Origin of the sequence: Paraburkholderia sp. BL6665CI2N2 (genome assembly GCF_004366535.1) — a bacterium.
In the GTDB taxonomy this organism is placed as follows: Bacteria; Pseudomonadota; Gammaproteobacteria; order Burkholderiales; family Burkholderiaceae; genus Paraburkholderia.
Window position 1 is genome coordinate 6,881,838 of sequence record NZ_SORC01000001.1, and the last position, 25,147, is coordinate 6,906,984.

At 63.5% G+C, this 25,147-nt stretch carries 25 protein-coding genes; 14 read left to right on the plus strand and 11 right to left on the minus strand.

Translation table 11 applies throughout. From position 1 onward, the window contains the following. Window positions 1-1,260 carry a glycosyltransferase gene (locus tag B0G81_RS30830; RefSeq protein ID WP_134140586.1) on the plus strand — a complete coding sequence of 420 codons (1,260 nt, stop codon included), beginning with the start codon at window positions 1-3 and terminating at the stop codon, window positions 1,258-1,260. Window positions 1,261-1,276: 16 nt separating this feature from the next. Here the strand turns inward: B0G81_RS30830 and B0G81_RS30835 are convergent, their stop codons facing one another. Next, the gene (locus B0G81_RS30835; protein WP_106280258.1) at window positions 1,277-1,597 is read right to left on the minus strand and encodes a hypothetical protein; all 321 of its coding nucleotides are present in this window, start codon (window positions 1,595-1,597) and stop codon (window positions 1,277-1,279) included. 85 nt (window positions 1,598-1,682) lie between these two features. Then, a complete protein-coding gene (locus B0G81_RS30840; RefSeq protein WP_134140590.1) occupies window positions 1,683-2,231 on the minus strand; it encodes an ester cyclase in 549 nt (182 codons plus the stop codon). Between the two features lie 219 nt (window positions 2,232-2,450). Between B0G81_RS30840 and B0G81_RS30845 the strand changes: the two genes are divergently transcribed. From B0G81_RS30845 to B0G81_RS30860, 4 genes are all read left to right on the plus strand, one after another. Beyond that, on the plus strand, window positions 2,451-3,377 hold the full coding sequence (locus B0G81_RS30845; RefSeq protein ID WP_134140592.1) for a recombination-associated protein RdgC: 927 nt from the start codon (window positions 2,451-2,453) through the stop codon (window positions 3,375-3,377). Between the two features lie 244 nt (window positions 3,378-3,621). Beyond that, on the plus strand, window positions 3,622-5,031 hold the full coding sequence (locus B0G81_RS30850) for a DUF308 domain-containing protein (protein WP_134140595.1): 1,410 nt from the start codon (window positions 3,622-3,624) through the stop codon (window positions 5,029-5,031). 348 nt (window positions 5,032-5,379) lie between these two features. Then, window positions 5,380-6,297: a transglutaminase family protein gene (locus B0G81_RS30855; RefSeq protein ID WP_134140599.1), complete on the plus strand. Its 918-nt coding sequence runs from the start codon at window positions 5,380-5,382 to the stop codon at window positions 6,295-6,297. A 141-nt stretch (window positions 6,298-6,438) separates the two neighbouring features. After that, the gene (locus B0G81_RS30860; RefSeq protein WP_106280454.1) at window positions 6,439-7,242 is read left to right on the plus strand and encodes a transglutaminase family protein; all 804 of its coding nucleotides are present in this window, start codon (window positions 6,439-6,441) and stop codon (window positions 7,240-7,242) included. A 90-nt stretch (window positions 7,243-7,332) separates the two neighbouring features. Here the strand turns inward: B0G81_RS30860 and B0G81_RS30865 are convergent, their stop codons facing one another. The 4 genes from B0G81_RS30865 to B0G81_RS30880 all read right to left on the minus strand — a co-directional run bounded on the left by B0G81_RS30865 (window position 7,333) and on the right by B0G81_RS30880 (window position 11,408). Further along, a complete protein-coding gene (locus B0G81_RS30865; protein ID WP_134140601.1) occupies window positions 7,333-8,544 on the minus strand; it encodes an MFS transporter in 1,212 nt (403 codons plus the stop codon). Between the two features lie 144 nt (window positions 8,545-8,688). Beyond that, window positions 8,689-9,162: a VOC family protein gene (locus tag B0G81_RS30870; RefSeq protein WP_116142486.1), complete on the minus strand. Its 474-nt coding sequence runs from the start codon at window positions 9,160-9,162 to the stop codon at window positions 8,689-8,691. Window positions 9,163-9,198: 36 nt separating this feature from the next. Further along, entirely contained in the window at window positions 9,199-9,666 is a 468-nt protein-coding gene (locus tag B0G81_RS30875) for a VOC family protein (RefSeq protein WP_134140603.1), read from the minus strand. 131 nt (window positions 9,667-9,797) lie between these two features. Beyond that, window positions 9,798-11,408 (minus strand): SH3 domain-containing C40 family peptidase, encoded by a 1,611-nt coding sequence (locus B0G81_RS30880; RefSeq protein WP_208328568.1) that lies wholly within the window; start codon window positions 11,406-11,408, stop codon window positions 9,798-9,800. A 265-nt stretch (window positions 11,409-11,673) separates the two neighbouring features. Between B0G81_RS30880 and B0G81_RS30885 the strand changes: the two genes are divergently transcribed. The 3 genes from B0G81_RS30885 to B0G81_RS30895 all read left to right on the plus strand — a co-directional run bounded on the left by B0G81_RS30885 (window position 11,674) and on the right by B0G81_RS30895 (window position 14,838). Beyond that, the gene (locus tag B0G81_RS30885) at window positions 11,674-12,099 is read left to right on the plus strand and encodes a TOBE domain-containing protein (protein ID WP_134140607.1); all 426 of its coding nucleotides are present in this window, start codon (window positions 11,674-11,676) and stop codon (window positions 12,097-12,099) included. Between the two features lie 186 nt (window positions 12,100-12,285). Continuing rightward, window positions 12,286-12,786: a GAF domain-containing protein gene (locus B0G81_RS30890; RefSeq protein WP_106280276.1), complete on the plus strand. Its 501-nt coding sequence runs from the start codon at window positions 12,286-12,288 to the stop codon at window positions 12,784-12,786. A gap of 354 nt (window positions 12,787-13,140) precedes the next feature. Further along, entirely contained in the window at window positions 13,141-14,838 is a 1,698-nt protein-coding gene (locus tag B0G81_RS30895; protein WP_134140611.1) for a GGDEF domain-containing phosphodiesterase, read from the plus strand. A gap of 57 nt (window positions 14,839-14,895) precedes the next feature. Here B0G81_RS30895 and B0G81_RS30900 read toward each other — a convergent pair whose 3' ends face one another. After that, window positions 14,896-15,111: a DUF2945 domain-containing protein gene (locus B0G81_RS30900; RefSeq protein ID WP_134140616.1), complete on the minus strand. Its 216-nt coding sequence runs from the start codon at window positions 15,109-15,111 to the stop codon at window positions 14,896-14,898. Between the two features lie 192 nt (window positions 15,112-15,303). Here B0G81_RS30900 and B0G81_RS30905 point away from each other — a divergent pair, with 192 nt between their 5' ends. Next, entirely contained in the window at window positions 15,304-16,113 is an 810-nt protein-coding gene (locus B0G81_RS30905; protein ID WP_134140621.1) for a mechanosensitive ion channel family protein, read from the plus strand. Window positions 16,114-16,264: 151 nt separating this feature from the next. On the opposite strand, the gene B0G81_RS30910 is transcribed toward B0G81_RS30905, so the two are convergent. After that, the gene (locus B0G81_RS30910) at window positions 16,265-17,377 is read right to left on the minus strand and encodes a PHB depolymerase family esterase (protein ID WP_134140627.1); all 1,113 of its coding nucleotides are present in this window, start codon (window positions 17,375-17,377) and stop codon (window positions 16,265-16,267) included. Between the two features lie 90 nt (window positions 17,378-17,467). Next, window positions 17,468-17,893 (minus strand): CopG family transcriptional regulator, encoded by a 426-nt coding sequence (locus B0G81_RS30915; RefSeq protein WP_134140631.1) that lies wholly within the window; start codon window positions 17,891-17,893, stop codon window positions 17,468-17,470. 502 nt (window positions 17,894-18,395) lie between these two features. Here B0G81_RS30915 and B0G81_RS30920 point away from each other — a divergent pair. The 5 genes from B0G81_RS30920 to B0G81_RS30940 are packed head-to-tail and all read left to right on the plus strand — an operon-like array spanning window position 18,396 to window position 22,744. Further along, window positions 18,396-19,802, plus strand: a complete 1,407-nt coding sequence (locus B0G81_RS30920; protein WP_116119397.1) for a class I SAM-dependent methyltransferase — start codon at window positions 18,396-18,398, stop codon at window positions 19,800-19,802. 1 nt (window position 19,803) lies between these two features. Further along, window positions 19,804-21,141, plus strand: a complete 1,338-nt coding sequence (locus B0G81_RS30925; RefSeq protein ID WP_134140636.1) for an ATP-binding protein — start codon at window positions 19,804-19,806, stop codon at window positions 21,139-21,141. Window positions 21,142-21,148: 7 nt separating this feature from the next. After that, window positions 21,149-21,553 (plus strand): response regulator, encoded by a 405-nt coding sequence (locus B0G81_RS30930; RefSeq protein ID WP_116119399.1) that lies wholly within the window; start codon window positions 21,149-21,151, stop codon window positions 21,551-21,553. Window positions 21,554-21,593: 40 nt separating this feature from the next. Then, complete coding sequence (locus B0G81_RS30935; protein WP_134140640.1) at window positions 21,594-21,737, plus strand: ATP-binding protein; 144 nt, start codon at window positions 21,594-21,596, stop codon at window positions 21,735-21,737. After that, window positions 21,734-22,744, plus strand: a complete 1,011-nt coding sequence (locus tag B0G81_RS30940; protein ID WP_134140645.1) for a response regulator — start codon at window positions 21,734-21,736, stop codon at window positions 22,742-22,744. The genes B0G81_RS30935 and B0G81_RS30940 overlap by 4 nt, the downstream gene beginning before the upstream one ends. Window positions 22,745-22,803: 59 nt before the next feature. On the opposite strand, the gene B0G81_RS30945 is transcribed toward B0G81_RS30940, so the two are convergent. Then, a complete protein-coding gene (locus B0G81_RS30945; RefSeq protein WP_134140651.1) occupies window positions 22,804-23,466 on the minus strand; it encodes a dihydrofolate reductase family protein in 663 nt (220 codons plus the stop codon). A gap of 209 nt (window positions 23,467-23,675) precedes the next feature. Beyond that, entirely contained in the window at window positions 23,676-25,145 is a 1,470-nt protein-coding gene (gene rng / locus B0G81_RS30950; protein WP_134140657.1) for a ribonuclease G, read from the minus strand. Window positions 25,146-25,147 lie beyond the last annotated feature (2 nt).

The following is a 25,147-nucleotide window of genomic DNA, read 5'->3' on the forward strand; positions in this document are numbered from 1 at the left end:
ATGACGAACGTGAACCCCCGCTCTATCGAAGCCGACCGCACCCCGCTGCGCATCCTGTTTCATATCAACGATTTCGGCAAAGGCGGCACCGAGACCGCGTTGCTCGCCTGGCTGAAGACGCTCGACCGGCGCCTGTTCGCGCCGAGCCTGTCGGTGGCGTATCCGACCGACGACCTGGCGTTCTGGCGCGCGCAGTCCATTCCCGAAGACGTTCCCGTCCACGTGCTCGCCTCGTCGAAATGGATGTACGCGCTGCATGACGCGGCGCGCCGGCGCAAGCTGGGCACCGGCGAGAAGTTACTGCACAAGCTGTCGACCTACGGCGCGATCCGGCCGCTGCTGGCGTTGCGTATGCGGCATCTGGTCAAGCAACACGATCTGGTTTGCGATTTCGATTTTTCGCTGCGCCATATGGCGGGCAGTGGCAATGTGCCCTGGTTCGGCGTCAACCATTTCAGCCTGGCAGCACGGCTCGGCGGCAAGAGCGCGCGGTACATCGCCCGGCGCGTGCGGCATTACGCGCGCTACTCGGCGATCACCGTGCTGATCCCCGCCATGCTGCACGAGGCACGGGAACTCTTTTCGACAACCGGCGTGGAGATGGACATTGTCGAGTTGCCGAATGTGATCGACGTCGACTCGCTGCGGCAGGCCGCGCGCGCGGAGATCGAACGTCCGGCTGAGTCGTTCATCGTTTCCGTGGCGCGTCTGGACGAAGGTCAGAAGGACCACAAGACCCTGTTGCGAGCCTACGCCCAGTTGCGCGAGCGCGGCCGCTGCGAGGCGGCGCTCGTTCTGATCGGCGAAGGGCGGGACCGGCGCGAGCTGGAGCAACTCGCCGACCAACTGGGGATCGGTGCATCGGTACAGTTTCTTGGCTTCTGCGCCCATCCGTTGCCCTATATCCGGCAGGCAGAAATGCTCGTGCTGAGCAGCCGCTATGAGGGTTGCGCCGTGGTGCTCGGCGAGGCGATGGCGCTCGGCACGCCGGTGCTGTCGACGGATTGCCCGACCGGTCCGCGAGATATGCTGGACGGTGGCAAGGCCGGCCTGCTGGTGCCGATCGGCGACGTGGACGCCATGGCGCTCGCCATCGAACGCCTGCTGACGGACACCGAACTTCGCCGCAGCGTCGCGCAAGCCGCGCTGCAAAAAGTCGAGACGTTCACGCCGCCACGCGCCAATCAGCGGATGCTGGAACTGGCGGAGCGCCTGCTGGCGAAGCAGGGCTCGCCGTCGGGCGTGCTGGAGCCTCGCTGAAGCGCAAGCCCGAGATTCACACGCCGCCAGTCACCAGCGGCAACACTGTCAGGTCTGGATGCGTGCCATCCACAATGCTGCGGCCCACGTGCACGGCTTCATACACGGCTTCGTCCTCGCCGGCAAAGCTCTCTTCGCCGTCGGGGTGAAACGGCACCGCATGGCCGGGAATGGCCGGGTCAGCGCCCGGATGGCAAACGTAGCCGATATACGTGTAGCGCTGATTCGCCGCGCTCGGCGTGTGCCCTTCACTGGGCGGGTTCTTCAGAAACGGCGCTACGTGAATCTCGAATCCCTCGTACTCCACCATCTGCCAGGCTGCGGTTTGATCGGCCATGGCCGCCTCCGTCTAGTCACGCGCTTGTCAAAAAGTCTAGGTGATTTCAATGCGAAGCGCGCTCAAAACGGCTACGGCTAAACCACTACGGCTTGATGGCGCCGAGTTGCTTGAGCAGCGTCAGATTGTCTTCGAGGTGCCAGTTTTCGACAATGCGGCCGTCTTTCACGCGATATAGATCGAAGGCCTGGAAATCGACGGTCTGGCCGTTGCCTTTGAGGTTCTGGAACTGCCCGGTGAAATGACCATGGAAATGCAGATGAACCGAGGCGCGATCGCCGGCCACCACGAGATCGTCGATTTCCGCGTGCAGGTCGGGCACGGCCGCGCGAAAACCCTTCGACGCCTGCAGCGGACCGTCAGGACCTTGCGGGCGTCCATCCGGCAAGGTGCGGTCGATGAAGGCGGGCGAGAGTGCGAGCTTCGCGTAGGCCTCGTCGCCGGTATTCCAGAAGGCGGCATAGCGGCGGGCGGTTCGCACGACTTCGGCGCTTTGCGCCGAGTTCGACGCGACGGCGACGTGGTGCGGCACGGGCAGGTCGGCGTCGCTGGCGGCGTGGGCGCTCAAGGCGCCAGCGAGGCTCGCGGCGATCAGCACGTGGCGGCCGATTCGCGAGATGGATGAGGTGGACATGGTGCGCTCCGGAGAGAGTTGAAGTGGATGAAGCGTATTCTCCGGAGTAAGGCCGTGTTTGATAATCGGTCTTTCGCTTAAAGGATTATCTGTTTTTATTTGAAAATGATCGCGACGCCGTGAAGGCTTGGGCGACGAAGTAACAGAGTCCTTCCAGCCGACCACGCGACATCTATCGTCAGATAGAATGGTGCGCTTTGCCCGTACACGACTCCGCCCATGTGGTTCAAAAACCTTCAGCTTCACCGTCTTCCCGCTCCGTGGTCCGTCACTCCGGAACAGATGCAGAAGTGGCTCGCGCCGCACGCGTTCGCGCCCGGCAACAGCGTCGAGATGCAAAGCCATGGCTGGGCATCGCCGCGCGATAACGACTCGCTGATCTATTCGCTCAATGGCCAGATGTTGCTGGTGTTTCGTGCCGAAAAGAAACTGCTGCCGGCGTCGGTCGTCACGCAGGTGACCAAGGAGCGCGCGCTCGAACTCGAAGATCAGCAGGGCTTCAAACCCGGCCGCAAGCAGATGCGCGAACTCAAGGAACAGGTCACCGACGAACTGTTGCCGCGCGCTTTCAGCATTCGTCGCGACACGCGCGTGTGGATCGATTGCAAGAACGGCTGGCTCGTGATCGACGCGGCTTCGCAAGCAGTCGCCGATGAAGTGCGCGGCCTGCTCGTCAAGTCGATCGATCAATTGCCGCTCGGCACGGTGCGCGTCACGCATTCGCCGGTCGCGGCCATGACCGAATGGCTGCTGTCAGGCGAGGGCCCCGCCGGCTTCACGCTCGACCAGGACACCGAGTTGCGTTCGCCCACCGAAGGCAACGCGACCGTGCGCTATGTGGGACATACTTTGGATGCCGAAGATATGCGCCGTCATATCGAAGCCGGCAAGCACTGCATGCGTCTCGCGATGACGTGGAACGACCGCGTGTCGTTCGTGCTGACGCCCTCGCTGACGATCAAGCGCATCGCGCCGCTCGACGTGCTGAAGGAAGCGAGCGACCCCACCGCGCAAAACGACGACGAACGCTTCGACTCCGACGTCACGCTAATGACCGCCGAGCTCGACCGCATGCTGAGCAATCTGCTCGATGCGTTGGGTGGCGAGCAGGGCGGTGAGGCGATGCCCCAAGCCAGGGCGGCGTAAGCGGTTTCTGGTTTTTTGCCTGATTGCGGGCCGGCGCGTTGAAGTCATTTCCGCGCCGGCCTTTTTTGTGGCCGATCGATCTGGGCGCGAAAGCGCATCGGCATGAGCGGCACAAAGATGCACGAGCGAGACGTGGCAAATGTGCGCTGTCGCTTCGTGGGTCACGCCGGAGCCTCGCGCGCCCGCGCCGCCAAAGTGGTTAAGATGGCGATCAGCAGAACGCATCAGTAACGGAGGACTCGCGATGGTTCGTCTGGTCATGATTCTGTTGGGCGTCGATTATCTGCGCACGCGCTGGCGATCGTTGCGGATCGCCGGTTACATCAGTTTTCTGCTCGGCGTGTTCGTGTTCACCGACGCGCTCGATAGCGCGCTCTATTTTCCCATCACCCCGTTCGTCTCGTTGCTGTTGCTCGAAGGCCTTGCCACGCTGGCCGTCGCCTGGACCGGCATGGGCGGGCAACGCACGCTGCGCTATGTGAAGGGCATCGCGTTCACCACTGCCGCGGCGCTGATTCTGATTGGCCACGAGCATGGCAATTTCATTCTGTCGATGATCTTCGGCACGCTCTTTTTCGCCGATGGCCTCCTGCAGATCGTCGCGGCAAGAGTGGTCCGCTTTCGCACATGGCGGCTCGCGATGATCGGCGGCGCCGTCGAAATCGCGCTGGCGATTTTCTTCTATCAACCCTATCCGACCCACTACGTGGGCACGGTGCCGTACTGTGTCGGACTTGGGCTGATCTTTGGCGGATGGAACATGATCCTGCTGAGCACGCGGGTGCGGCGGCTCGCGTCGAACCCGGCGGTCGCCGCCGGCGACTCCGCGGCCGACGCCGGCATTGCCGCCGCGAGCGCGCTGGCCGCCAGCCGTCTGATCGCGCACGAATGGGACGGCCCGCCGGCCGCCGACGAAGCCGCGTTGACCGTGCATGTGTGGACGCCGGTCGGTTCGGCCAAGGGCGAGGCGCGCCGGCAATTGATCGTGGATCGCTATATCGCGGCGGTGGATCGCAACGGCGTGATATCGACCGGCCATGCCGCGCTCGAATCGCCCGAGGGCGTCTATATCAGCCTGTATCCCGGCGTCGAGATCGATCGTTCGCCGGACGATTTCGCGCGACTGCTGCGTGCCACGCGCGAGAACGACATGCCGGGGCTATTCCAGCCCGATTACCCGACCGAAGCGAAAGCGTGGTGCCCGTCGACGGTTCAGGTGCGCATCCGCAACTACGATCCGGTTCGCCTGAGCCGCTTCTGGGAGACATATCGGCAGGACACGACTTACAACCTCACGCACCGCAACTGTTCGAGCAGCGTCTCGCGCGCGCTGGAAGCCGCGATCGAAGGCGCCTCGTCGCGCGTGTGGGGCAATCTCGGCGGCTGGCAGCCGTTTTTGCGCGTGATCTCGACGCCGGAACTGTGGGTCGCCGCGCAAGTGCGCAAGCGAGCCGCGACGATGGCGTGGACGCCCGGCCTCACGCTCGACTACGCGCGTGCGCTGAGCATGCTGGCCGACCCGCGGCCTTCGGGCTGGGTCAAGATGGCACGGCTCGCGGTGCGCAGAATGGTTCGCTCGCGTCAGCGGTGGCGCGAAGAGGCCCGTCACGCGCACGTTGCCGACGACGCGGCGCGCGGCACAGTGCGCGAATGACGCGCGCCGGGTGCATGCACTGCCTAACTTCGGCGTCGCGGCAGAAACGGCAATCGCATCAACGGCTTGCGCTTTTTGCCGGATAGTTATGCACAGATTTGCGAACAGATTCTGTTGATAACTTCCCCGCGCGATGCCGCGGCCAAATGAGTACTTTCAACCAATATGGCGGGTGTATGCTCAACCCGTCAGTTTCTGTTTGAGAGCACTCGACCACACCGCAACCCGGCCGTGGCTCATTGAAGATCAAAACCGCGCCGCGCGCTTTTTGTCCGCAGCGGCAGCGGCTTTTTACAAGCGCGAACGCGATGGACACGATGAACCCGGCGGCATCCATCGGGCGGTCGGATGAATGAGCCGCAGCGTTTCACGGTGCGCCACGTCAGCGTCTACCGTTACTCGGAACCCGTGCGCTTCGGCGAACATCGCATGATGTTCCGGCCGCGCGCGAGCCACGATCTGCGGCTCGTCACGAACAAGCTGGTGATCACGCCCGAGCCGTCGCGGCTGCATTGGCTGCACGACGTGTTCGACAACTCGGTGGCGGTCGCAAGTTTCGCGGGCAAGGCGAGCGAATTGCGCTTCGACAGCGAAGTGACACTCGAGCACTTCGAAGCGCCCATGCCCGATTATGCGCTCGAGCCGTATGCGGTGAACTGGCCGTTCGCGTACACCAACGAGGAAGCTTCAGATCTCGTGAACGCGCGCAGCCGCCAGTATCCGGACAGCGACGTGGACGAATGGGCGCGCCGCTTCGTGCCGATCTTGGGCAGTTCTGCGAAGACCGGCGGCAAAGGTGGCAAAAGCAGCGCGGGCAGTGGCGGCACGATGGCGCTGCTGCGTGCCATGACGCTCGAAATCAAGAGCACGTTTTTCTATGTGCGCCGCACGGAAAAAGGCGTGAACCGTCCCGGCGACACATTGCGCAGCCGCAGCGGCAGTTGTCGCGATTTTGCCGTGCTGATGATGGACGCGGTGCGCTCGCTCGGCCTCGCGGCGCGCTTCGTGAGCGGCTATCTGTTCGTGCCCGAGCACGACGCCACGCAAGGCGGCGGCGCGACGCACGCGTGGTTGCAGATTTATTTGCCCGGCGCCGGCTGGGTCGATTTCGATCCGACCAATAGCATCGTCGGCAATCGCCATCTGATTCGCGTGGCGGTGGCGTGGAACGCCTATCAGGCGCTGCCGTTGTGGGGCACGTGGCATGGCGCGCCGCATTCGTTTCGCGGCTTGCAGGTGGACGTGAGCGTGACCGAAGGCGAATGACCGCCAAGCAACGCGAATAAGACGAATGAACGCGCGCCGAAAATCACGGCGCGTCGAATCGAAACGTGTTTGCGGGAGTGACGCTGCGGGCGGCTCGCCGTGCGCGTCAATTGAATGTTTCAACTGGAAAAGGGCGCTGCGATGAAATTGCGCGTTGGCTACGAGCTGGTCTATGAGTGCGTGCAACCGACGCCGATGTTGCTGATGTTGAACACCCACTATTCGCACGCGAAAGAGGTGCTGAATCCTGATGTGCTGGTGGTCGATCCGCCGGTGCCGATCAGGCAGTATCGCGACTCGTTCGGCAATCTGTGCAGCCGGCTGGTGGCGCCGCCGGGAAAAATCTCTTTTTCGACGAGCGCGGTGCTGGAGGTGTCGTCCGAGCCGGAGATGCGGCCGCCGTACACCGAACAGCATCCGGTGGAAATGCTGCCCGACGATACGCTGGTCTTTCTGCTCGGCAGCCGCTATTGCGAAACCGATCTGCTCTCCGAATTCGCGTGGCAGACCTTCGGCAAGCTGCCGCTCGGCCGCGGGCGCGTGGATGCGATCTGCGACTACGTGCACAACCACATCGTGTTCGGCTACGACTTTGCACGGCCGACCAAGACCGCCTGGCAGGCGTGGCAGGAGCGCAAAGGCGTGTGCCGCGACTTCGCGCATCTGGCCGTGGCGCTATGCCGCGCCATGAATATCCCAGCGCGTTATTGCACGGGCTATATCAGCGACGTCGGCCTGCCGCCGCCGTACGCGACGATGGACTTCGCCGCATGGTTCGAGGCCTACATCGGCGGATGCTGGCAAACCTTCGACCCGCGCAACAACGCGCCGCGCACGGGACGTGTGCTGATGGCACGCGGCCGCGACGCCGCCGACGTCGCGCTCAGCAATGCGTTCGGGCCCACGCAGTTGTTGAAGTTCGCGGTGGTATGCGAGGCGGTCTAGCTGTGTTGCGGATAAAGACCTCAAGCCAACCGGGCGCTGCGTAGCCCGCGCCCGCTATTGATCAGGGCATTCGGGCAAGCCAACGCGGCTTCATTCCCCGAGCGCCAGTGCGCGCTTCCGCCTTCTCACCAGCGCCGCGCCGACCGACACCGCCGCGCCGATGCCGCCCATCGTCAGTGAAAGAATCACGATCAGCGGGCCGGTTCGCGCGCGCGCCGAGAACACGCCGACCAACAGACCCGCGAGGGGCTGCGTCATGTTGTTCAGAAGGATCACCACGCCGGTCGTCTTGCCGTAGTCCTGGGGCGGAATGATTCGTTGCCGCGCGCTGCGGATGTAGACGTTGAACATCTTGTCGAAGCCGACGATCAGCAGAAAGCCGAGCGCATAGCCCCACGGTGCCGCGCTCGCGCCGGCGATTACGCCGCCCGCGCAAATCGAGACGAAGGCGACCAGTCCCAGCGTGCGCGCCGGCCATGCGGCGCGTGCGATCGTCAACAGGATCAGCACCGTGGCGACGGCGCCCGCTGTTTGCAGTCCGGCATAGTAGCGATTCGATTGCGCGTGAAGGCCGGTCACCATGGCCGCGGACGTGGCGAGTGTCACGCCGATCACCAGATTTTCGGCGGCGGCGAGCAGCACGACTTTCTTCAGGCCCGGCAGCACCAGCACATGACGCAGCGCGATGCGCAGTGGCAGCGTCCAGTGGCCCGGCGCCAGAGGCGGCGGCTCGGCGGCGCGAAAACCGCTGGTGCGTTGCCACAGCAGCAGAGCGGCATCGGCGAGAAGAAACAGCATGCCGGTTACGCCAACCACCCATTCCCAACGCCACAGGCCGAGCAGCAGCGCGGCGAGCATCGGACCGAGCACGAAGCCCAACTGGTCGGCCAGCTGCGAGTAGGCGAGCACGCGCTGGAACTGCTGCGTGCTGAAGATCTGCGGCAGCATGACTTCACGTGCGACGAGGCCCTGGCTCGTCAATACGCCGCACACCGCCGAGAGTGCGATCAACCAGCCGATGCCGCCGAACAACGCATAAGCGAGTATGCCGCCGAAGCATGCCAGCGCCCGCACCGCCTGGCTGACGCGCATCAACCTGAGCGGCGAGATGCGATCGCACAACGCGCCGAAGAAAGGAAACACCAGATAGCGCGGCAGCGTTTCGATAAAGAACGCGAGGCCCGACCACGAGACTTGATGCGTGGTCTGGAAGACGACGAGCGGCACGAGAAACAGCAGGACCTGATCGGCGAGACGCGCGACAAACAGCGAGCAGAAGAAAGCCTGATGGTTGACGCGCACCGTTGATGTCCCGCCGTTAATGGGTCGAGACCGATCCTATCAAAGATGGAGCTCTCGCGCCCTTCGTCCGCTCGCTGCGCTGTGAATGCACAGCGCATGCAAGCAGCCCGCGCGCCGACGGCGGCGCGCGGTCAGGGGCGCACTTCAATCGCCGCGATAAGCCGCTTCGAGCGGCGCGATATCGAGCTTGACCATGCTCATCATCTGTTTCATCACGCGGCTCGCCTTGACGGTGTCCGGGTCGCGCAGCATCTCGCCGAGTACGTCGGGCGCGATCTGCCACGAGACGCCGAACCGGTCCTGAAGCCAGCCGCATTGCCACTCCTTGCCGCCGTCCAGGAGTTTCGTCCAGTAACGGTCGATTTCCTCTTGCGACTCGCAGTGCACGAACAGCGAAATTGCCGGTGTGAAGGGAAACTGCGGGCCGCCGTTCAGGGCCATGAACTCCTGGCCCTCGATCTCGAACGTGATGGCCAGCACGTCGCCCGCCGGCCCGGGTCCGGCGTCCGTGTAATGCATCGTGGTGGCAATGCGGGAATCGGAAAACACGGACGTATAGAAGCGGGCCGCCTCTTCGGCATTGCCGTCGAACCACAGGCACGGCGCAATCTTTTGCATGACGTTTCTCCTCCTTCTCACCGAACGGACGGCGCCTTACTTCATGCAGTCCATCATGGCTTTCTGGATTTCTTCCGGGCTCAGGTCGCGCTTGTGCGTGGCCAACGACCAGCTATGGCCGAACGGGTCTTTCACCTGGCCGTACCGGTCGCCCCAGAACATGTCGGTGACGGGCATGACGACGGTCGCGCCGGCGTCGACGGCCTGCTTGAAGCTGGCGTCGACATCTTCCACATAGTGGTGAATCGTAACCGGCGTGCCTTTCAGCGTGTTCGGGCCGAACGACTGGTGCTCGGGCCATTCGTCGGTCAGCATCAGCATGGAATCGCCGATCTTCAGCGTGGCGTGCATGACCTTGCCGCCGGGGCCGGGCAGGCGGACCTGTTCGACGGCGTTGAAGGCCTTGGTGTAGAACGCGATGGCGTCCGCGGCGTTGGCGCAGATCAGATACGGGGTGAGCGAGTGCATCCCGTCGGGGATCGGTTTGACAGCGTTGCTGGACATGACGGCGACTCCTTGAAGTAACAGGTTCGTGAGTTGAAAGACCGACTCGGTCGAGTCAGGTCTTCAACGTTACGACGGTTACGTGACCGATGAATCGACACTCCGGGAAAAATATTTTTTAGGCGCGCGTCTCAACCGGCCGGATTGTCCTCGTCCGGCGGCGCGGCGGACGGCGCCGGCGTGCCGCCACGCGGCGCGCCGAGGATGCTGATCTGGAACGTCGGCGTCGCCGCGAGCGATTGCAACGTGGCGTCTTCGGGAATGTGTTCGAACAGCGGCAGAATCACCGAGCCGCCGATCACCGCGCGCCGGCTGTCGTCGGCGGGCCGCAAGCCCCATACGTCCTGGTAGACGACCGGCACCGCGTTGCCGTTGCGGGTGGTGTTGCCGATATACAGCATCACATGCCCACCGATGTAGATCAGCGTGCGCAACGGCTCGCCGTGCTGCGCCAGATAGTCGAGCCGCTGCGCGGGCGTGGACGACGACAGGTCGATCATGCGGCCGGCGCTCATCTGCGTGGACGAATGGCGCGGCAGCCAGACGCCGAACGCGGCGAAGATGCTTTGCAGTTCCGACGAACAGTCGTTGTAGAGCCCGCTATTGCCCCAGCCGTAGGGACGGCCGATCAGCGTTTTCATCAGCATCGCCAGATGGCGCGGCGTGGCGGCGAGCGGCGCCGGCGCGATTTGCGCGTCGCTCAGGGCGGCGGTGCGGATCAGCGCCCGGCCGTCCGCGTCGCGCGCGGGGACGAGTATTTGACGCGCCGCTGCCGGCTCGGTTGCGGCGCCAATGTCTCTCGCGGCAGGCCTGGTTTGCGCCGGCCGAGCGGCGTTGGCGGGCACGATCGGCAGCAGCGTGCCGGCCGGCGCGTCGAAGCGGAACACGCCGCGGTTGTCGCGCACTGGCGCCGACGCCACGATCACCGCACCGAGCGCTTTGCCCGTTGCGGCGCGCCACGTATCGACGAAGCGATCGTCGGCCATGCCGACGCCGTCGCTGCGCACCCAGCCTTGCACGTCGGGCGTCTGCACGTAATGCCACGCGCCGTCGACACTGCCGCCGAGCACGTAAAGCGGCGTGCCGGGACGCACGGCCGAGATCTGCAGGTTGTCGAACGGATAGCCTTCGCCGGCCAGGCGGTGGTCGTAGAACGACGGGTCGGTGGTCGGCAGTTCGCGCACCATCAGATTGTTGGTGGCGATTGCGCGGCGCTGCGGCTGATAGACGGCCGTCTGCGTGAACTGCGCGACATTCATGTTTTGCGCGATGGCGTCGATCCACGCCTTGTCGTGCGGCCGGAAATTTTCGCCGTAGCCGATGTCCGCGCCGCTTTTGCCGGCGTTATCAAACCTGGCGATGCGCCGCTGCTGCAACGCGGCAATGTCCGCGCCTTGCTGGCGATAGACGCGCATCGTCACGAAACTGGCATTCCACGGCGAGGGCGCCGCGGTGCCGGTGCCGAAGTAGCGCGCGTAGAGCGCCTTGAAGTGCGCCTGCTGTTCCGCCGCGCTCAGGAACGGCTGGTCGTAGCCCGGGCTGTCCGGTTCGAGCCAGTGATCGACGTTCTGGTCGTAATGCGCGATGGGGAACAGCGTGACGGTGTCGAGTTGGGTGTGCGTGTCATGCGTCGGCGACGGGTTGCTGCACGCGGTGATCGCGGCGAGCATGGCGCATAGCGCGGCGCCGCGACGGGCGCTCGGCCAGGCGGCGGCAAGGCGGGATGGAACGGCAACGGGCATAGGGTTCGGCGAAGAAGGTCCAGGGCACGATGATACGGTGTCGGCGCATTGTGCGGCACGTTCGACCGGCGCCGCGCTGTGCACGCCCATGCATAATGCTTATGTGGTTTCATTGGGCGTTCGCATTGTTGATGGCGGCTGCGCGATACCGCGCTCTACGCGCAGCTTTCCGCAACCGGCGAGCATTTCACGACACTCACCGCTCAACCCGACAGATGGCTTCCAACCAACGTTCGTACGAGGTCGCCTGAACAAGGAGAACAACATGCAAACCAGCGCGCGCAATCAATTCGCCGGCGAAATCACCGAACTCAAGCATGGCGCCGTGAACGACGAAGTCACGCTGCGCACCCAGGACGGCCTGGAGATCGTCTCGATCATCACCCATGGCAGCGCAACGTCGCTCGGTCTCGCGGTGGGCAAACAAGCCTTTGCGCTGGTCAAGGCGTCGTCGGTGATCGTGATGGTCGACGTCGCGAAAAATCAGGTGTCGGCGCGCAATTGCATCGCCGGTACGGTGTCGGCGCTCACGAGGGGCGCGGTGAATTCCGAAGTGTCGATCAGCGCGGGCGGCGCGCAGATCGCGGCGATCATCACCAATGAAAGCGTCGATCGCCTCGCTCTCGCGAACGGCAAAGCGGCGACGGCGATCTTCAAGGCATCGAGCGTGATCATCGGCGTCGATCAGTAGTCGTCGTGTGGTTTTCCCGTTGGTTTCCGCCTTGCGCGGAGGCGGGCGGGTCTGACGGAACCGGAAGGAGAGCGAGCGTTGCTGTGTGCCTGGCGCCGTGCGTGTGCGCGCCGTGAAGGAAACGGCGGCTTGCTTTAAACTGCACGACTCGCTGTTCCTCCTTCCGCTTTCATCACGGACGCCGTCATGTTCGAAGTCTCCTCCGCCTCGCATCTGCCCAAAGCCGCGCACTACGAAGAACTGGTCGCGCAGGCCCGCTCGCTGCTCGCCGGCGAAACCGACTGGATCGCCAACGCCGCGAATTTTTCCGCCTTCGTGTTTCATTCGCTCAGCGATCTGAACTGGGCCGGCTTCTATTTCCACGACGGTCGGGAACTGGTCGTCGGACCGTTCCAGGGCAAGCCCGCGTGCGTGCGAATTCCACTCGGCAAGGGCGTCTGCGGCACGGCCGCGCAGACCCGCGAGACGCAGGTGGTGCGCGATGTCCACGAGTTTCCCGGCCATATCGCCTGCGATTCGGCCTCGCAATCGGAAATCGTCGTGCCGCTTGTCGCCCCGGACGGCACGCTGATCGGCGTGTGGGATGTGGACAGCCCGAGCGTCGCGCGCTTCGACGAAGAAGACGCGAAGGGCATGGAAGCACTGTGCGCGGTGTTCATCGAAGCAGCGCTTCCGCGCGCCGCGTAAAAAACGGAACCGCGGCCGTATGCTTTTCCGTACATAGAGTTGATGCAGTTCCGCGGATCGGTCGGCGGGTCTCATCCCGCCATCGTTCTCTCTAACGCGCTCGAGACGCTCACGAGCGCGACGAACCGCCACCAGGTTCTGGCGACACGCATGCGTTCCGCCACCGCTGCCACCGCCAGCCCGCTGACATTTCAACGTCCCCCGCCGCGGCCAATTCGGCGGGGGCGCGAAAGCCGTTATCATACGCACGGTTGCCCGCAACATCGGACCGGAATTTCGGGGCTACTGGTTGCGCCCGCGCGTCAAGAAACGCTCGATCGCTTTCACTACTCAGGAAAATCAAAGGCCGGCGCGATGCACATCCCCCTCTACGCTGAAACGCGTACGCGCGATGCCGCGCTTGCGTCGGCGCCTTATGGCATGTTTACCTGCACCGCGGACGGCACGTTCGACTCCATCAACGCCGCTTTCGAGAAGCTGACGGGATTGGCGGCTGAAGAACTGATCGGTCGCCGCACCTTCGAGTCTTTGTTCGATCCAGCCGAACTGGCCAAACGCCGCGCCGAATTGCCGCCGCTTGCCATGGTGACTTCGCGCTATGAAGGCGAGTGGAGCTTTTTGCGGCGCAACGGTACGCCGGTTCGCGTGGTGCTGGCGTTGGCGCCGCTCGTCACCGGGCCCGCCCAGGCTGCTTGTGCGGCGCTGTACGTGGGCATCGCCATCGACATGACGCGTTACGCGCAATCGGAAGCGCGTCTCTGGTACGTCGCGCATCACGACGGCGTGACCCGCCTGCCGAATCAAACGCTATTCACCGAACGGCTGGAACTGACGATCGCGCGTTGCGAGCGTAGCGGCAGCGGTTTTACCGTGCTGATCGCCGAGCTCGATCATCTGCGCAAACTGCGCGACGCGCTCGGCTTGCACGCGGCTGAACTCGTGCTGCAGATTGTTGGTGAACGCTTGCGCGGTCTCTTTCCAAACGACGGCACGATCGCTTCGATCGGCGGCACGCAGTTCGCGTTGCTGGTCAACGAAACCGGCCCGGCGGCCGATGCGTTCGCCGCCGAAGCGCTAGGCCGCATCGCCGAGGCGATCGACTACGCCGGCACCGCGTTGACCATTACCGCGAGCATCGGCATCGTGGCTTATCCGGCCGACGGCGGCGATGCGCCTACGCTGATGCGCCGCGCGGGCGTGGCGCTGTCGGCGGCTTCGGCGGTGAACGGCAATGCGGTGCGGCGGTTTTCCACGGCGCTCGAAGGCCAGGCCGCGCGCCGCTTCGAACTGCAGACCATGTTGCGCGACGCGATCGAGCGTCAGCAACTGCATCTCGTGTATCAGCCGCAGGTTACGCTTTCCAACGGCCACATTGCGCAAGTGGAGGCGCTGCTGCGCTGGAACCATCCGCAACGCGGCCTGATCAGTCCCGTCGAATTCGTGCCGGTTGCGGAGGAGGCGGGTTTGATCGAGCAGATCGGCGAGTGGGTGATCCGCACCGCGTGCCGCGACGCCGGCAAGTTGCTGCGGCTGACAGGCAACTTGCCGCGCTTCGCGGTGAACGTCTCGCCGCAGCAGTTCCAGCGGCACAATCTGTTCGAAACGATCCGCGAGGCATTGGAAGATGCCGCGCTCGACCCCTCGTATCTTGAAGTGGAAATCACCGAGGGCGTGCTGCTCGGTGACACCGAGCAGGCTTTGCAAACGCTTTTTGCCCTGCGCGATCTGGGCGTGGAAGTCGCAGTGGACGACTTCGGCACCGGCTATTCGAGCCTCGCTTATCTGACGCGTTTTCCGCTGAACCGTTTGAAAATCGACCGCTCGTTTGTGATGCGCATGAGCACCGATCCGCAGTGCGCGGCCCTGGTGGGCGCCATCATCGCGATGGCGCACGCGCTCAAACTGCGCGTGACGGCCGAAGGCGTCGAAACGGCCGAGCAGGCCGCCCAACTCGAAGCGCTCGGTTGCGATGAAGCGCAAGGCTTCTGGTTCTCGCGACCGGTTACTGTCGCAGCACTGCGTAATCTGCTGAGGCCTTTGGGCACTGTTTGAAGCCGGGTTGCCGGCAGCATGGATCGCCGTGCGCGCGGATGTGCTTAGCCATCCGTATCAATTCTTCAATCGATGCAACGCGTCGCCGCGATGAACGGCATGCTTGCCACTCTTCTCGCTTTGTACCTCGTAATGTGGGTCGGATGTCGAGGCATCGACGATTCTGCCATCCACGGTGGTATGGGTAGAAATGACACGCACGACTTTGCCGCGCGTGACGCCTTGCGGCGTGTTCCAACTGACACGGTCGCCAGACTTCAGATGTTGGGACATGTGGCGCTCCTTTTTGCCGGACCAAGGGCAGCAGTGAAACTGCCTCGCTGATCAGGCTTCGCATGATTCGCACAGGTACTGTTCGCACGGGTGAGCAAGCCGCGTGCCTTCGCACGTGAAATGTAATGGGTGGGAACGTATCCTGCTTCGGTGCGTCAGCGTACTTACACCGTAACGGAGCGAAGACTCGTGATGAACGATCTCTTAACCCGACTCTTTCACTTCCAGCCGTCGTTGCTCGTCACGCTGACGCACGACGCCCTTCATATCGTGCTGGCCGTGCTGATCCTCGCGATCGGCTGGTGGCTGTCGAACCGCATCGGCTCCATGTTTGCGCGCACGCTCGCGCGTACGCATGCTGACCCGACGCTCGCACCGATGCTGGCCGCCATGAGCACCTGGGCCGTGCGGGTGCTCGTATTCATCGCGGCGCTGAGCGAAGTCGGCATCGCCACTGCGAGCGTGCTCGCGGTGCTCGGCGCCGCCGGTCTCGCGATCGGACTCGCGCTGCAAGGCACGCTGCAAAATATCGCGGCCGGCATGATGCTGTTGATGCTGCGTCCGTTTCGCGTCGGCGACGTGATCGAGGGCAGCGGCGCGGCAGCGGGCATTGTGCGCGAAGTGGGGCTCTTCACCACGCGCATCGAACGCGGCGACGGCAATGCCGTGTTCGTGCCGAACAGCCAGATCTGGAGCAATCCGGTGATCAACTACAGCAGCGGCGGCACGCAGCGCATCGAGGTCGAAGTGGGCCTCGCGCAGCGCAAGGACGTCGACGCCGCGATCGGCGAGTTGAAGAAACTCGTCGCCGACGAACCGCGCGTGCTGAGCGGCGCCACGCTCGCGCCGATCGTCACGGTCGCCGACTATCCGGACGATGGCGGCGCGACGCTGCGCATCGCGGCGTGGGTGCGCACGCCGGACGCGTCGCTGACCAGCGGCGACCTGCACGAGCACGCGCAGGCCGCGCTCGAACAGGCCGGTTGCCCGGTTGCGGCTTAGGTCGCGGCGCTGTCTTTAGCGGGGCCTTTTACTGTCCGTCAGCGCCGGTATAGAGCGAGGCGTCTGGTGTCATCAGGCCACCGTCTCTACAGCAAGCCAGCTGTTACTCATGTTGAACGCGATCGGTCTCGCTCGACGCCGCGGTCCATGCTCAATGCGTACGCGGATGGGCGAGAAAGAATCGCACCATTTCCGCGGCGGCGTCGGGGCCGGACGGGTCCGTGTACGAACCGCGCTGACTGCCGCCGGCCCACGCGTGACCCGCGCCGTGAATCGACCACGACTCCGCTTCCACACCGTTCGCCGCGACATGCCGTTGCCGCGTATACGCGCGCCGGCCGCTTGCAGCGCCTGATTCCTCGCTGACGGTAGTGGTGCCCGCGTCGAAGGCCGCGACGATCTCGGCCGCATTCGACGGATGGACGGTCGTGTCAGCGTCGCCATGAAACACGATCAACGGACGTTGCGGTGTACCATGCGCGCGTTTGCGTTGCGCCTTGCCGCCCTTCATCGCGCCGAGCGCCGAAGGCAAGTCCTTCGCGCAACCGTAGGCGAGGCCCGAATGCACGCCGGCCGCGGCGTAGAGATCGGGCGACGTCTTCAGCGTGATCTCCGCCATCGCGCCGCCCGCCGACAGACCCGCGACATATACGCGCGCCGGATCCACGCGATAGCGGCCCATCACTTCTCGCGTGATGCCGGCGATCAACGACGGCTCGCCCTGATCGCGTAGTTGATCGGCAGGCTTGAACCAGTTCCAGCATTTCGAATGATTGGCCGCTTGCGCCTGATTCGGATACACGACGATAAAGCCATGACGCTCGGCCATTTCGTTCATGCGCGTGCCGGCGGCGAAATCGTCCGCGTTCTGCGTGCAGCCGTGCAGCATGACGATCAGCGGCAATGGTTCGCTGTTGTAGACAGCCGGCACGTAGAGTTTGTACTGGCGTTGCCCGGCTGCGTTGCTGAACGTGTGCGTGCTGAAGGTGCCCGGCGAGTCGGCGTCGAAAGCCGGCGCGGCAGGGGCGTGCGGAGCGGGGCGCGCCTGGGTCTGCGCCTGGGTTTGCATCTGCGACCACGCTTGCGCCCATTCGCTCGCATTCGACGGCGTGTTCGATGTCCGTACGTGGTCCGCGCGGGCCTCGTTCGCTTTGCCGCCCGCGAGCGCGCGCTGAACCGCCGCGGTGGCTTCCTGCGGGCCCTTCGTGCGCAATAGCTCGAAGGCGTCTGTCATCGATTTCAGGAAATCTTCGTTCATTTTCATGATGGTTTGCAGTGGCCTGTGTGGGGCGTGGATGAGCGAGTCGACTGATGAGTCGCTGCTTCAGCCACGGTAATGAGTCGAGCGCCGCGCCTAGCTGATGCGGCCGGCGAGCGCCGCCTTGACCGCGGGCGACGCGTGAAAGGCGCCGAGCACCACCACCGATGCAATCGTGGCCGCCGCGAGTTCGGGCGGCACATCGGCTGCGATGCTGGCGAGGCCTAGCACGTGAATGTCGAGTCGTTCGTGCGCGGCCTGGGCCGCCTCGAGGTCCTGCCGCGAGAAGTGCTGCATGCCCAGCACCATGGCGCGCCGGGTCACCGTCTCCGCGACGACCTGGGCATGCACCGCGATCTGGTTGCGGATCGCCGTGCGGATCAGGTCGGTGCGGTTCGAGTAAAAGCCTTCTTCGACCAGCAGGTCGATCTGGCCGAGGTCGATCGGACCCAGATTGATGGTGATTTTTTCGGTCTCGCCGCCTTTGGGGCGTGAGGCGTCGACGAGCTTGAGTTTCGGCATTTGCACTCCCGGTGGCATCCGTAGACCATCCAAATAACATCCAATGGGATGGTTATACGCTTGTCGGCGGAGCGCGGTCAAGGAGGGAATTGGGGGCTCGTTCGGGAGTCGCCCGGCAGTTGGCCGATGAATTGGCGTGAGACGACAGCATTCTTTTTTATCAGTAGAATGCTGCAATCGCAAAGGGCCGTATTGTCCCGAAGCCGGCCTTCAGGGCCACCCGGCTAACAAGTCTCACTGAAGCCGTGGTGTCATTAGCACGCGCGCTGTCGCGAGATGAGCGGACAGGTCGAATGCATAACTTGTCCGGCCAATGCAGTTCGGGAGGAAGGGGTACGCCACCCGGAAAACGGGTTGCTGCGGCGACAACTGAAATATCCATGGCGACGCTTCGTCACCGGGACCTGAGGAAACCATAGACGCTGAACCGGCCGACCTGCTGGCCTGGTATCGCACCAGATTCCAAACCAACTTCTCGTGGTACTTTCCTGGCCGCCATACTGTGTATTCCAAAACGCAAATCGATCCGGTAGTGAGCTTCCTCAACTCGCAGGGCGAGCAGGTGCGGGGCACGATCATCAATCTCCAGCGAAAGTCCCTGGTGATGGAGGTCTACAACCCGTACTCGATCGTCCAGGTCAGTGAGGTACTGAGCGACCTGTCGGTCAAGATGGGCGTGGAACACGCCTATTCGGGCAAGGCGGTCGTGATCAGCATGGTCAACACGGGCCTGACAGCCATTGTCTCAGTCACGCTGATCGCCGAGTGGCGGGAACTGAGTGGCGGCGTGCTGGAAGCGCGCGCGGTCGGGGAAGAGGCGCGCCGGTTCTCGCAGGACTGGGCCGAGCGCTTCAAGATCCGTCGTGACTACCAGATCGCGGTCAACCAGATCCGGGCTTTTCTCTCAGACATGTCCCGCTGGGTCGAGCAGGCGGACCTGGCCGACACCATGCCGAAGGATGGCAAAAGCCTGCGCGAGGATTTCTTCCTCGAACTGGCATCGCCGCTGATGGAAAGGACCAAGGTCTACTTCGACGAATTCGAAGGCGAGGCGCGCCTGGTCGACGAAGAACTGGCGCCGGCACACCGTGCCTTTGCCCAGGCCGCGCTCCATCCGCTGCTGCTGCGTTCGCCCTTCGTCTTCCGCACTTTCACCAAGCCGCTGGGCTATGCCGGCGACTACCAGATGGTCAACCAGATGCTCGACGATCCCCGCCAGGGCCCGAGCACGTATTTCCAGATCGTCAACGCGGCCTTCCTGCAGACGGCCGTGGCACGCGCGCACCGCAACCGCGTCGAGTTGCTGGTGGACTACCTGACCCGGCTGGCCAATGAAGCGCGCGCCGCGCGGCGGCCGTTCCGGGTCCTGAACGTGGGTTGCGGCCCCGCTCAGGAGATTCAGCGGTTCATGCGTGAATACGACGAACCGGAGTGGCTGACGTTCGAACTGCTCGACTTCAGCCAGGAGACACTGGACTGGACGCGCGACCGCCTCGCGGCGATTGCACAGGAAACGGCCAGGCGCATGACCATCAGCTACACGCACGACTCGGTCCACCACCTGCTCAAGCGCCGGATGGATGCGGACGCGCCGGACGTCCGCGAGTTCGACGCGGTCTATTGCGCCGGCCTGTTCGACTATCTCTCGGACAAGGTCTGCGCTCGGCTGAACCAGCATTTCGCCAGCCGCACCAGACCGGGCGGCCACCTGCTGGTCACCAATGTCCACGCCGACAACCCGGAGCGCCTCAGCATGGAGCACGTGCTGGAGTGGTACCTGATCTATCGCAACGAGGCACAGATGGCCGAAATCATGCCGGAAAACTGTGGCGAGCCGCGCCTGTACACGGATGCGACCGGGGTGAACGTATTCGCCGAGGTAATGATCGGCCGGCAACAAGTAGCCTGAGATGACGACATCCCTGGCTGGGCTGCGTTCGAACTATCGTGAAGAACTGCGCGACTACCGGTTGCTGTGCAGCAAGGCTGGCGGCCTGACCGTGATCGTGCTGGTGCTGATGGGCGTGGCGCTGGACTATGTCGTGTATCCGGCCGAGCAGAAGCGCTTTGCCATCGTTCGGGTGCTGACCAGCGCGGCCATCGGCCTGGCATTGCTCTCGCTGTACACGGAAACGGGCAAACGCCAGGTGCAGGTCATCACCTTCTTCTGGCTGCTGCTGCCGCAGGCCATGATCTCGTGGATGATTTATGTCACGCAGGGCGGGGAGTCGCTGTTCTATGCCGGGCTTATGCTGACGATCTTCGCGGTCGGGATCCTGTTCCCCTCCGGCTACTGGCAGACGCTGGCATTCGGCCTCGCCACCGTCTTGCTCTACTACGTCGCCTGCGCGGCGCATCCGGGCGGCATACAGAACCCAAGCAAGTTTCAGTTCCAGCTCATCCTGATCTTCTTCTGCGCGTTGGCCAGTTCCATTTACACCTACTTCAACGAGAAAGGCCGCTTCCAGCTTTTCCGGCTGAAGGACGAGGTAGCGCACAAAAACGAGCAGCTCGCGCTGACCAATGAAAGCCTGTCGCAGATCAAAGGCCAGTTGCTGCAGCAGGAGAAGATGGCTGCAATCGGTACGTTGTCCGCAGGGCTGCTCCACGAGGTCAACAACCCCGTGAACTTCTGCCTGATGGCCATCGAAATAGCCATGGAAGAACCGGAGGTCAAGGACAGCCCGTCGCTGCAGGAGTGCCTGACGGACGTCAAGCAGGGCATGCACCGCATCCAGCATATCGTGTCGGACCTGAAGACCTTTGCCTACCGCAAGCCCGGTGCGGCGGCAGACGACGTGCCGTTCCTGTTCGAGAAGGCACTTGACTCGTCGATCCGGCTGAGCGCGCATGAACTGCGCGGCGTGAGCGTTACGCGCGAGCTGCCCGGCGATACCCTCGTGCTGGGCGACGAAGCCGCCATCATCGGCGTGCTCATCAACCTGTTTTCGAATGCCGCGCTCGCCATGCACAAGGCCGGCACCGTATCGCCGAAAGTCCATGTCACGGCGCAATGGCGGGACGACCGGCTGCACGTGAATGTGCGCGATAACGGTCCGGGGATCGCCGCGGAGAATCTGGCGCGGGTGTTCGAACCATTCTTCACCACCCGCGAAGTCGGCCAGGGCTTAGGCCTTGGTCTGTCCATCAGTTATGCGGTGGTGGAGCGGCACGGCGGCACACTGTTTGCGGAAAGCCAGTTGGGCGAGTGGACGGCGTTCAACTTCGACCTGCCGCGTCTGGAGTGATGTGGAAATGAGAGAGACCCAACAAGCGCGGCAGACCGTCGTTTATGTCGATGACGAGGAGTTGGCTCGCAAGTACTTTGCGCGCTCGGCGGGTCGCGATTATGACGTGCTGCTCGCCGGCAACGCGGACGAGGCCATGTCGATCCTGCGCCGCGAAGGTGCGCGGGTGACGATTTTGGTGACCGACTTCCGCATGCCGGGCCGACACGGCGACGACCTGCTGCGGCAGGTCTCGCAGGAGTATCCGCATATCGTCCGAATCCTGGTGACGGCCTATGCGGACAGCAACGCGCTCCTGGGCGCGGTCAATTCCGGCGAGGTATTTCGAATCCTGGAGAAGCCGCTAGGCGTGGCCACGGTCCGCGAGGTGCTGGCATCCGCGGCTACGGCCCCGGTGTCGCGCCCGAAGTGATGCAGCGCATGCCGGTCGGCCCGTTATCACGAACGCGGGCGTGAGCGGCTGGGACATGATTTTCTGCAACCGCGTCATGCAGTCCTGCGGCGAGCGTATCAGGGGCGCGTCCGCGTTCGGCGCCGGCATGACCGTGACGCTGGAATTCCCAATTTTCAAGGATCGAATCAGGAGTTACCCATGAGCGATACGATTGCCAACCAGACACCGCCACCGGCGATTCTATTCGTCGATGACGAAGCCACCGCGGTCAAATATTTCGAGCGCGCCATCGGTGCAATCGCGCCGGTCGTGACGGGCGCCTCCGTGGAGGACGGCAAGGCAATGCTGGATGCCCACGCCGGCAGCCTCGCTGTGCTGGTGTCCGATCAGCGCATGCCGGGCGAATATGGCAACGAACTTTTGCGCTATGCGCGCGAGCGCTATCCCCACATCGTCCGAATCCTGACGACGGCTTATTCGGAGCTGGACCAGACCGTCGAGGCCGTCAACCAGGGCCAGATACATCGCTATATCAAGAAGCCGTGGGACATCAGCGCGCTGCGCATGGAGATGAAGCAGGCGCTGGAGTTGTCGGGACTGCGCAAGGAACGCGACCAGCTCGTGCGCGAGAAGCTGAGCGTCCTGCAGACGCAGACCGTGGCTACTCGCATAGGCATCGTGCAGACGTTGTGCGTCAGCCTGATCGGGCCAGGGCGCTTTCAGCCGGTGGAGACCTATCTGGCCGGTGCCGATCTGGCCGGTACGCGCAACGTGGAGCCGGACTGGCAGCGTATGGATTACGCCGATCTGGTACGGGTCGAGAGCGAATGCAGCGGCAGTTTTGGCCATGCGGTTGGCACGCGCCTGGCGGAACTGCGTACGCGGAATGCGGGGCGCAGCGCTGCCGATGCGGTGCAAATTTTCGCTGACGTTCTCGGCGCCACAGTACGCGGCGATGGCGATGCGCTGATCTGGACTTCGCCGGCCACATTGAGTGAGTTCCTCACCCGGCCCGTGGCTCAGGCTGTATCGGCGGAGCACGCTGGCTGGCTGGCTTGCCTGCTGTGGCTGGAAGAAGCTGGCGGCGCCCTGCGGTTCGCGCGTGAAGGTGAGACCATCGTCTGCCGCGCCGGCACACGCGCCGCCAGTTTTGCGGCCGACCGCCTGGCGCTCTGGATCGAGCGGTTCTCGGAGCGGGCGTTCGACTAGGCGAAGGAGACGATCCGCTGTGCGAGAACCCACGCGTGACCGGCCGCGGCAATCAGTGCTTAGACGTGCGCGCGCCCCTGACGCCGCAGGACCATGTGCGTGGCTTTCTCCGACGCTACGAATTCGACGCATTCGTATCCTAGAGCCCGCAAGTCAACCCCTTCGAACAGCCGTTCTCCTCCGCCGAGCAGGACGGGTGCGATAGCAATGTGCAGTTCGTCAATGAGGCTCTCGCGAAGATACTGCTGAATCGTTTTCGCTCCACCGCCGATGCGCACGTCCATTCCGCCGGCCGCCTCGCGTGCCCTTTCGAGCGCTTCGCGAATGCCGCCCGTGACGAAATGGAACGTCGTGCCGCCTTCCATCTCGATGGGTGGACGTGCATGATGCGTCACGATGAAGACCGGAACGTGATACGGCGGATTGTCTCCCCACCAGCCTTTCCAGCTCATGTCCGGCCAGGGCCCGCGAACGGGGCTGAACATGTTTCTGCCGAGAATCCAGGCCCCGACATTCTCAAAACCGCGAGCCGCGAAGCCGTCGTCCACCCCGGTCGTGCCGCCGTCCTTGCCGAATAAGGCCCGCTGGAACGTGCGTGTTGGAATCAGCCAATGGTGCAGATCCGTCCCGCCAATGCCCAGCGGATTGTCGATGTCCTGGTTTGGGCCTGCTCCGTATCCGTCGAGCGAGATGGTGAAGCCGTTAACGCGAACTCGTGTCATCTTGTGTCTCCGCTTGGACGCCTAACTATTCGTTCTGGGACAGTGCCGTGTAGGAACTCTACAAGTGGCGCGTCTGGACGTGTTTGTTTGCAGGCGTTGAAGTGTTCAAGTACGACGGGTATTGCATTCGGGAAGGGAAGAACGGTAGCCAGAGGAGAGGCTGGCTGCCGATCTATTTATAGATGTTTGTTCTAAGCGAAAAAACACTTTCACATCAGCACAATATCGTACTGCTCCTGGCTCAAATTCGACTCCACCTGCAGCGACACCGGCTTGCCGATGAAATCAATCAGCATTGCCAGATGCTGCGATTCTTCCTCGAGAAACAGGTCGATCACCTGCTGCGACGCCACCACGCGAAACTCGCGTGGATTGAACTGGCGCGACTCGCGCAGAATCTCGCGCAGCACGTCGTAACACACCGTGCGTGGCGTCTTGACCTGCCCCTTGCCCTGGCAAACCGGACAAGGCTCGCACAGCACGTGAGCAAGAGATTCTCGCGTACGCTTGCGCGTCATCTCCACAAGGCCGAGTTGCGAGAACCCATTCACCGTCGCACGCGTGCGATCGCGCGACAACGCTTTCTTCAGTTCGCCCAACACCTGATCGCGATGCTCGACGTTCTCCATGTCGATGAAGTCGATGATGATCACGCCGCCCAGATTGCGCAGACGTAATTGCCGCGCAATGGTGTGCGCGGCTTCGAGGTTGGTCTTGAAGATCGTATCGTCGAAGTTGCGCGCGCCGACGTAGCCGCCGGTATTCACGTCGATGGTCGTCATCGCTTCGGTCTGGTCGATCACGAGATAACCGCCCGACTTCAGATCCACCCGGCGCGACAACGCGCGCTGAATTTCCGCCTCGATGTTGTACAGATCGAAGAGCGGCCGCTCGCCGGTGTAGTGGTGCAGCTTCGACGACACCGCCGGCGTGAACTCGGCCGCGAAATCCGCCAGCATCTGATACGTCTCGCGCGAATCGACCTGAATGCGCGACGACTCGTCGTTGACGAAATCGCGCAGCACGCGTTGCGCGAGATTCAGATCCTGATACAGCAGGCTGGTGGGCGGCATGCGCTGACCTTGCGACAGAATCGTCGCCCACGTCTTGCGCAGATACGCGACGTCGCCGGCCAGCTCCTCGCTAGTGGCATCTTCGGCGATGGTGCGCACGATGTAGCCGCCTTTTTCGTCGGCGGGCAGCACCGCGGTCAGACGCGCACGCACGGCTTCGCGCTCGGCTTCGCTCTCGATCTTCTGCGAGATGCCGATATGCGGCTCCTGCGGCAGATACACGAGCGTGCGCCCGGCGATGCTCACTTGCGTGGACAGTCGCGCGCCCTTGGTGCCGATCGGATCCTTCACGACCTGCACCATCAGCGTTTGCCCCTCGAAGACGATTTTTTCGATCGGCTGATGCGGTGTCTGATGCTGGGGCTCGCCGGCAATGCGCGGGTGCCAGATGTCGGCGACATGAAGGAACGCGGCGCGTTCGAGACCGATGTCGATGAAGGCGGACTGCATGCCCGGCAACACGCGTACGACCTTGCCGAGATAGACGTTGCCGACGCGGCCGCGCGACAGCGTTCGTTCGACGTGAAGTTCCTGGACGGCGCCTTGCTGGACCAGCGCGACGCGCGTTTCCTGCGGCGTGACATTGATCAGGATTTCTTCATTCATGG

What these genes read in the sequence shown, in the direction of transcription:
- B0G81_RS30830 (WP_134140586.1), top strand. Translation starts at nt 1, where the DNA reads ATGACGAACGTGAACCCCCGCTCTATCGAAGCCGACCGCACCCCGCTG.
- B0G81_RS30835 (WP_106280258.1), bottom strand. Translation starts at nt 1,597, where the DNA reads ATGGCCGATCAAACCGCAGCCTGGCAGATGGTGGAGTACGAGGGATTC.
- B0G81_RS30840 (WP_134140590.1), bottom strand. Translation starts at nt 2,231, where the DNA reads ATGTCCACCTCATCCATCTCGCGAATCGGCCGCCACGTGCTGATCGCC.
- B0G81_RS30845 (WP_134140592.1), top strand. Translation starts at nt 2,451, where the DNA reads ATGTGGTTCAAAAACCTTCAGCTTCACCGTCTTCCCGCTCCGTGGTCC.
- B0G81_RS30850 (WP_134140595.1), top strand. Translation starts at nt 3,622, where the DNA reads ATGGTTCGTCTGGTCATGATTCTGTTGGGCGTCGATTATCTGCGCACG.
- B0G81_RS30855 (WP_134140599.1), top strand. Translation starts at nt 5,380, where the DNA reads ATGAATGAGCCGCAGCGTTTCACGGTGCGCCACGTCAGCGTCTACCGT.
- B0G81_RS30860 (WP_106280454.1), top strand. Translation starts at nt 6,439, where the DNA reads ATGAAATTGCGCGTTGGCTACGAGCTGGTCTATGAGTGCGTGCAACCG.
- B0G81_RS30870 (WP_116142486.1), bottom strand. Translation starts at nt 9,162, where the DNA reads ATGCAAAAGATTGCGCCGTGCCTGTGGTTCGACGGCAATGCCGAAGAG.
- B0G81_RS30875 (WP_134140603.1), bottom strand. Translation starts at nt 9,666, where the DNA reads ATGTCCAGCAACGCTGTCAAACCGATCCCCGACGGGATGCACTCGCTC.
- B0G81_RS30880 (WP_208328568.1), bottom strand. Translation starts at nt 11,408, where the DNA reads ATGCCCGTTGCCGTTCCATCCCGCCTTGCCGCCGCCTGGCCGAGCGCC.
- B0G81_RS30885 (WP_134140607.1), top strand. Translation starts at nt 11,674, where the DNA reads ATGCAAACCAGCGCGCGCAATCAATTCGCCGGCGAAATCACCGAACTC.
- B0G81_RS30890 (WP_106280276.1), top strand. Translation starts at nt 12,286, where the DNA reads ATGTTCGAAGTCTCCTCCGCCTCGCATCTGCCCAAAGCCGCGCACTAC.
- B0G81_RS30895 (WP_134140611.1), top strand. Translation starts at nt 13,141, where the DNA reads ATGCACATCCCCCTCTACGCTGAAACGCGTACGCGCGATGCCGCGCTT.
- B0G81_RS30900 (WP_134140616.1), bottom strand. Translation starts at nt 15,111, where the DNA reads ATGTCCCAACATCTGAAGTCTGGCGACCGTGTCAGTTGGAACACGCCG.
- B0G81_RS30905 (WP_134140621.1), top strand. Translation starts at nt 15,304, where the DNA reads ATGAACGATCTCTTAACCCGACTCTTTCACTTCCAGCCGTCGTTGCTC.
- B0G81_RS30910 (WP_134140627.1), bottom strand. Translation starts at nt 17,377, where the DNA reads ATGAAAATGAACGAAGATTTCCTGAAATCGATGACAGACGCCTTCGAG.
- B0G81_RS30915 (WP_134140631.1), bottom strand. Translation starts at nt 17,893, where the DNA reads ATGCCGAAACTCAAGCTCGTCGACGCCTCACGCCCCAAAGGCGGCGAG.
- B0G81_RS30925 (WP_134140636.1), top strand. Translation starts at nt 19,804, where the DNA reads ATGACGACATCCCTGGCTGGGCTGCGTTCGAACTATCGTGAAGAACTG.
- B0G81_RS30930 (WP_116119399.1), top strand. Translation starts at nt 21,149, where the DNA reads ATGAGAGAGACCCAACAAGCGCGGCAGACCGTCGTTTATGTCGATGAC.
- B0G81_RS30940 (WP_134140645.1), top strand. Translation starts at nt 21,734, where the DNA reads ATGAGCGATACGATTGCCAACCAGACACCGCCACCGGCGATTCTATTC.
- B0G81_RS30945 (WP_134140651.1), bottom strand. Translation starts at nt 23,466, where the DNA reads ATGACACGAGTTCGCGTTAACGGCTTCACCATCTCGCTCGACGGATAC.
- rng (WP_134140657.1), bottom strand. Translation starts at nt 25,145, where the DNA reads ATGAATGAAGAAATCCTGATCAATGTCACGCCGCAGGAAACGCGCGTC.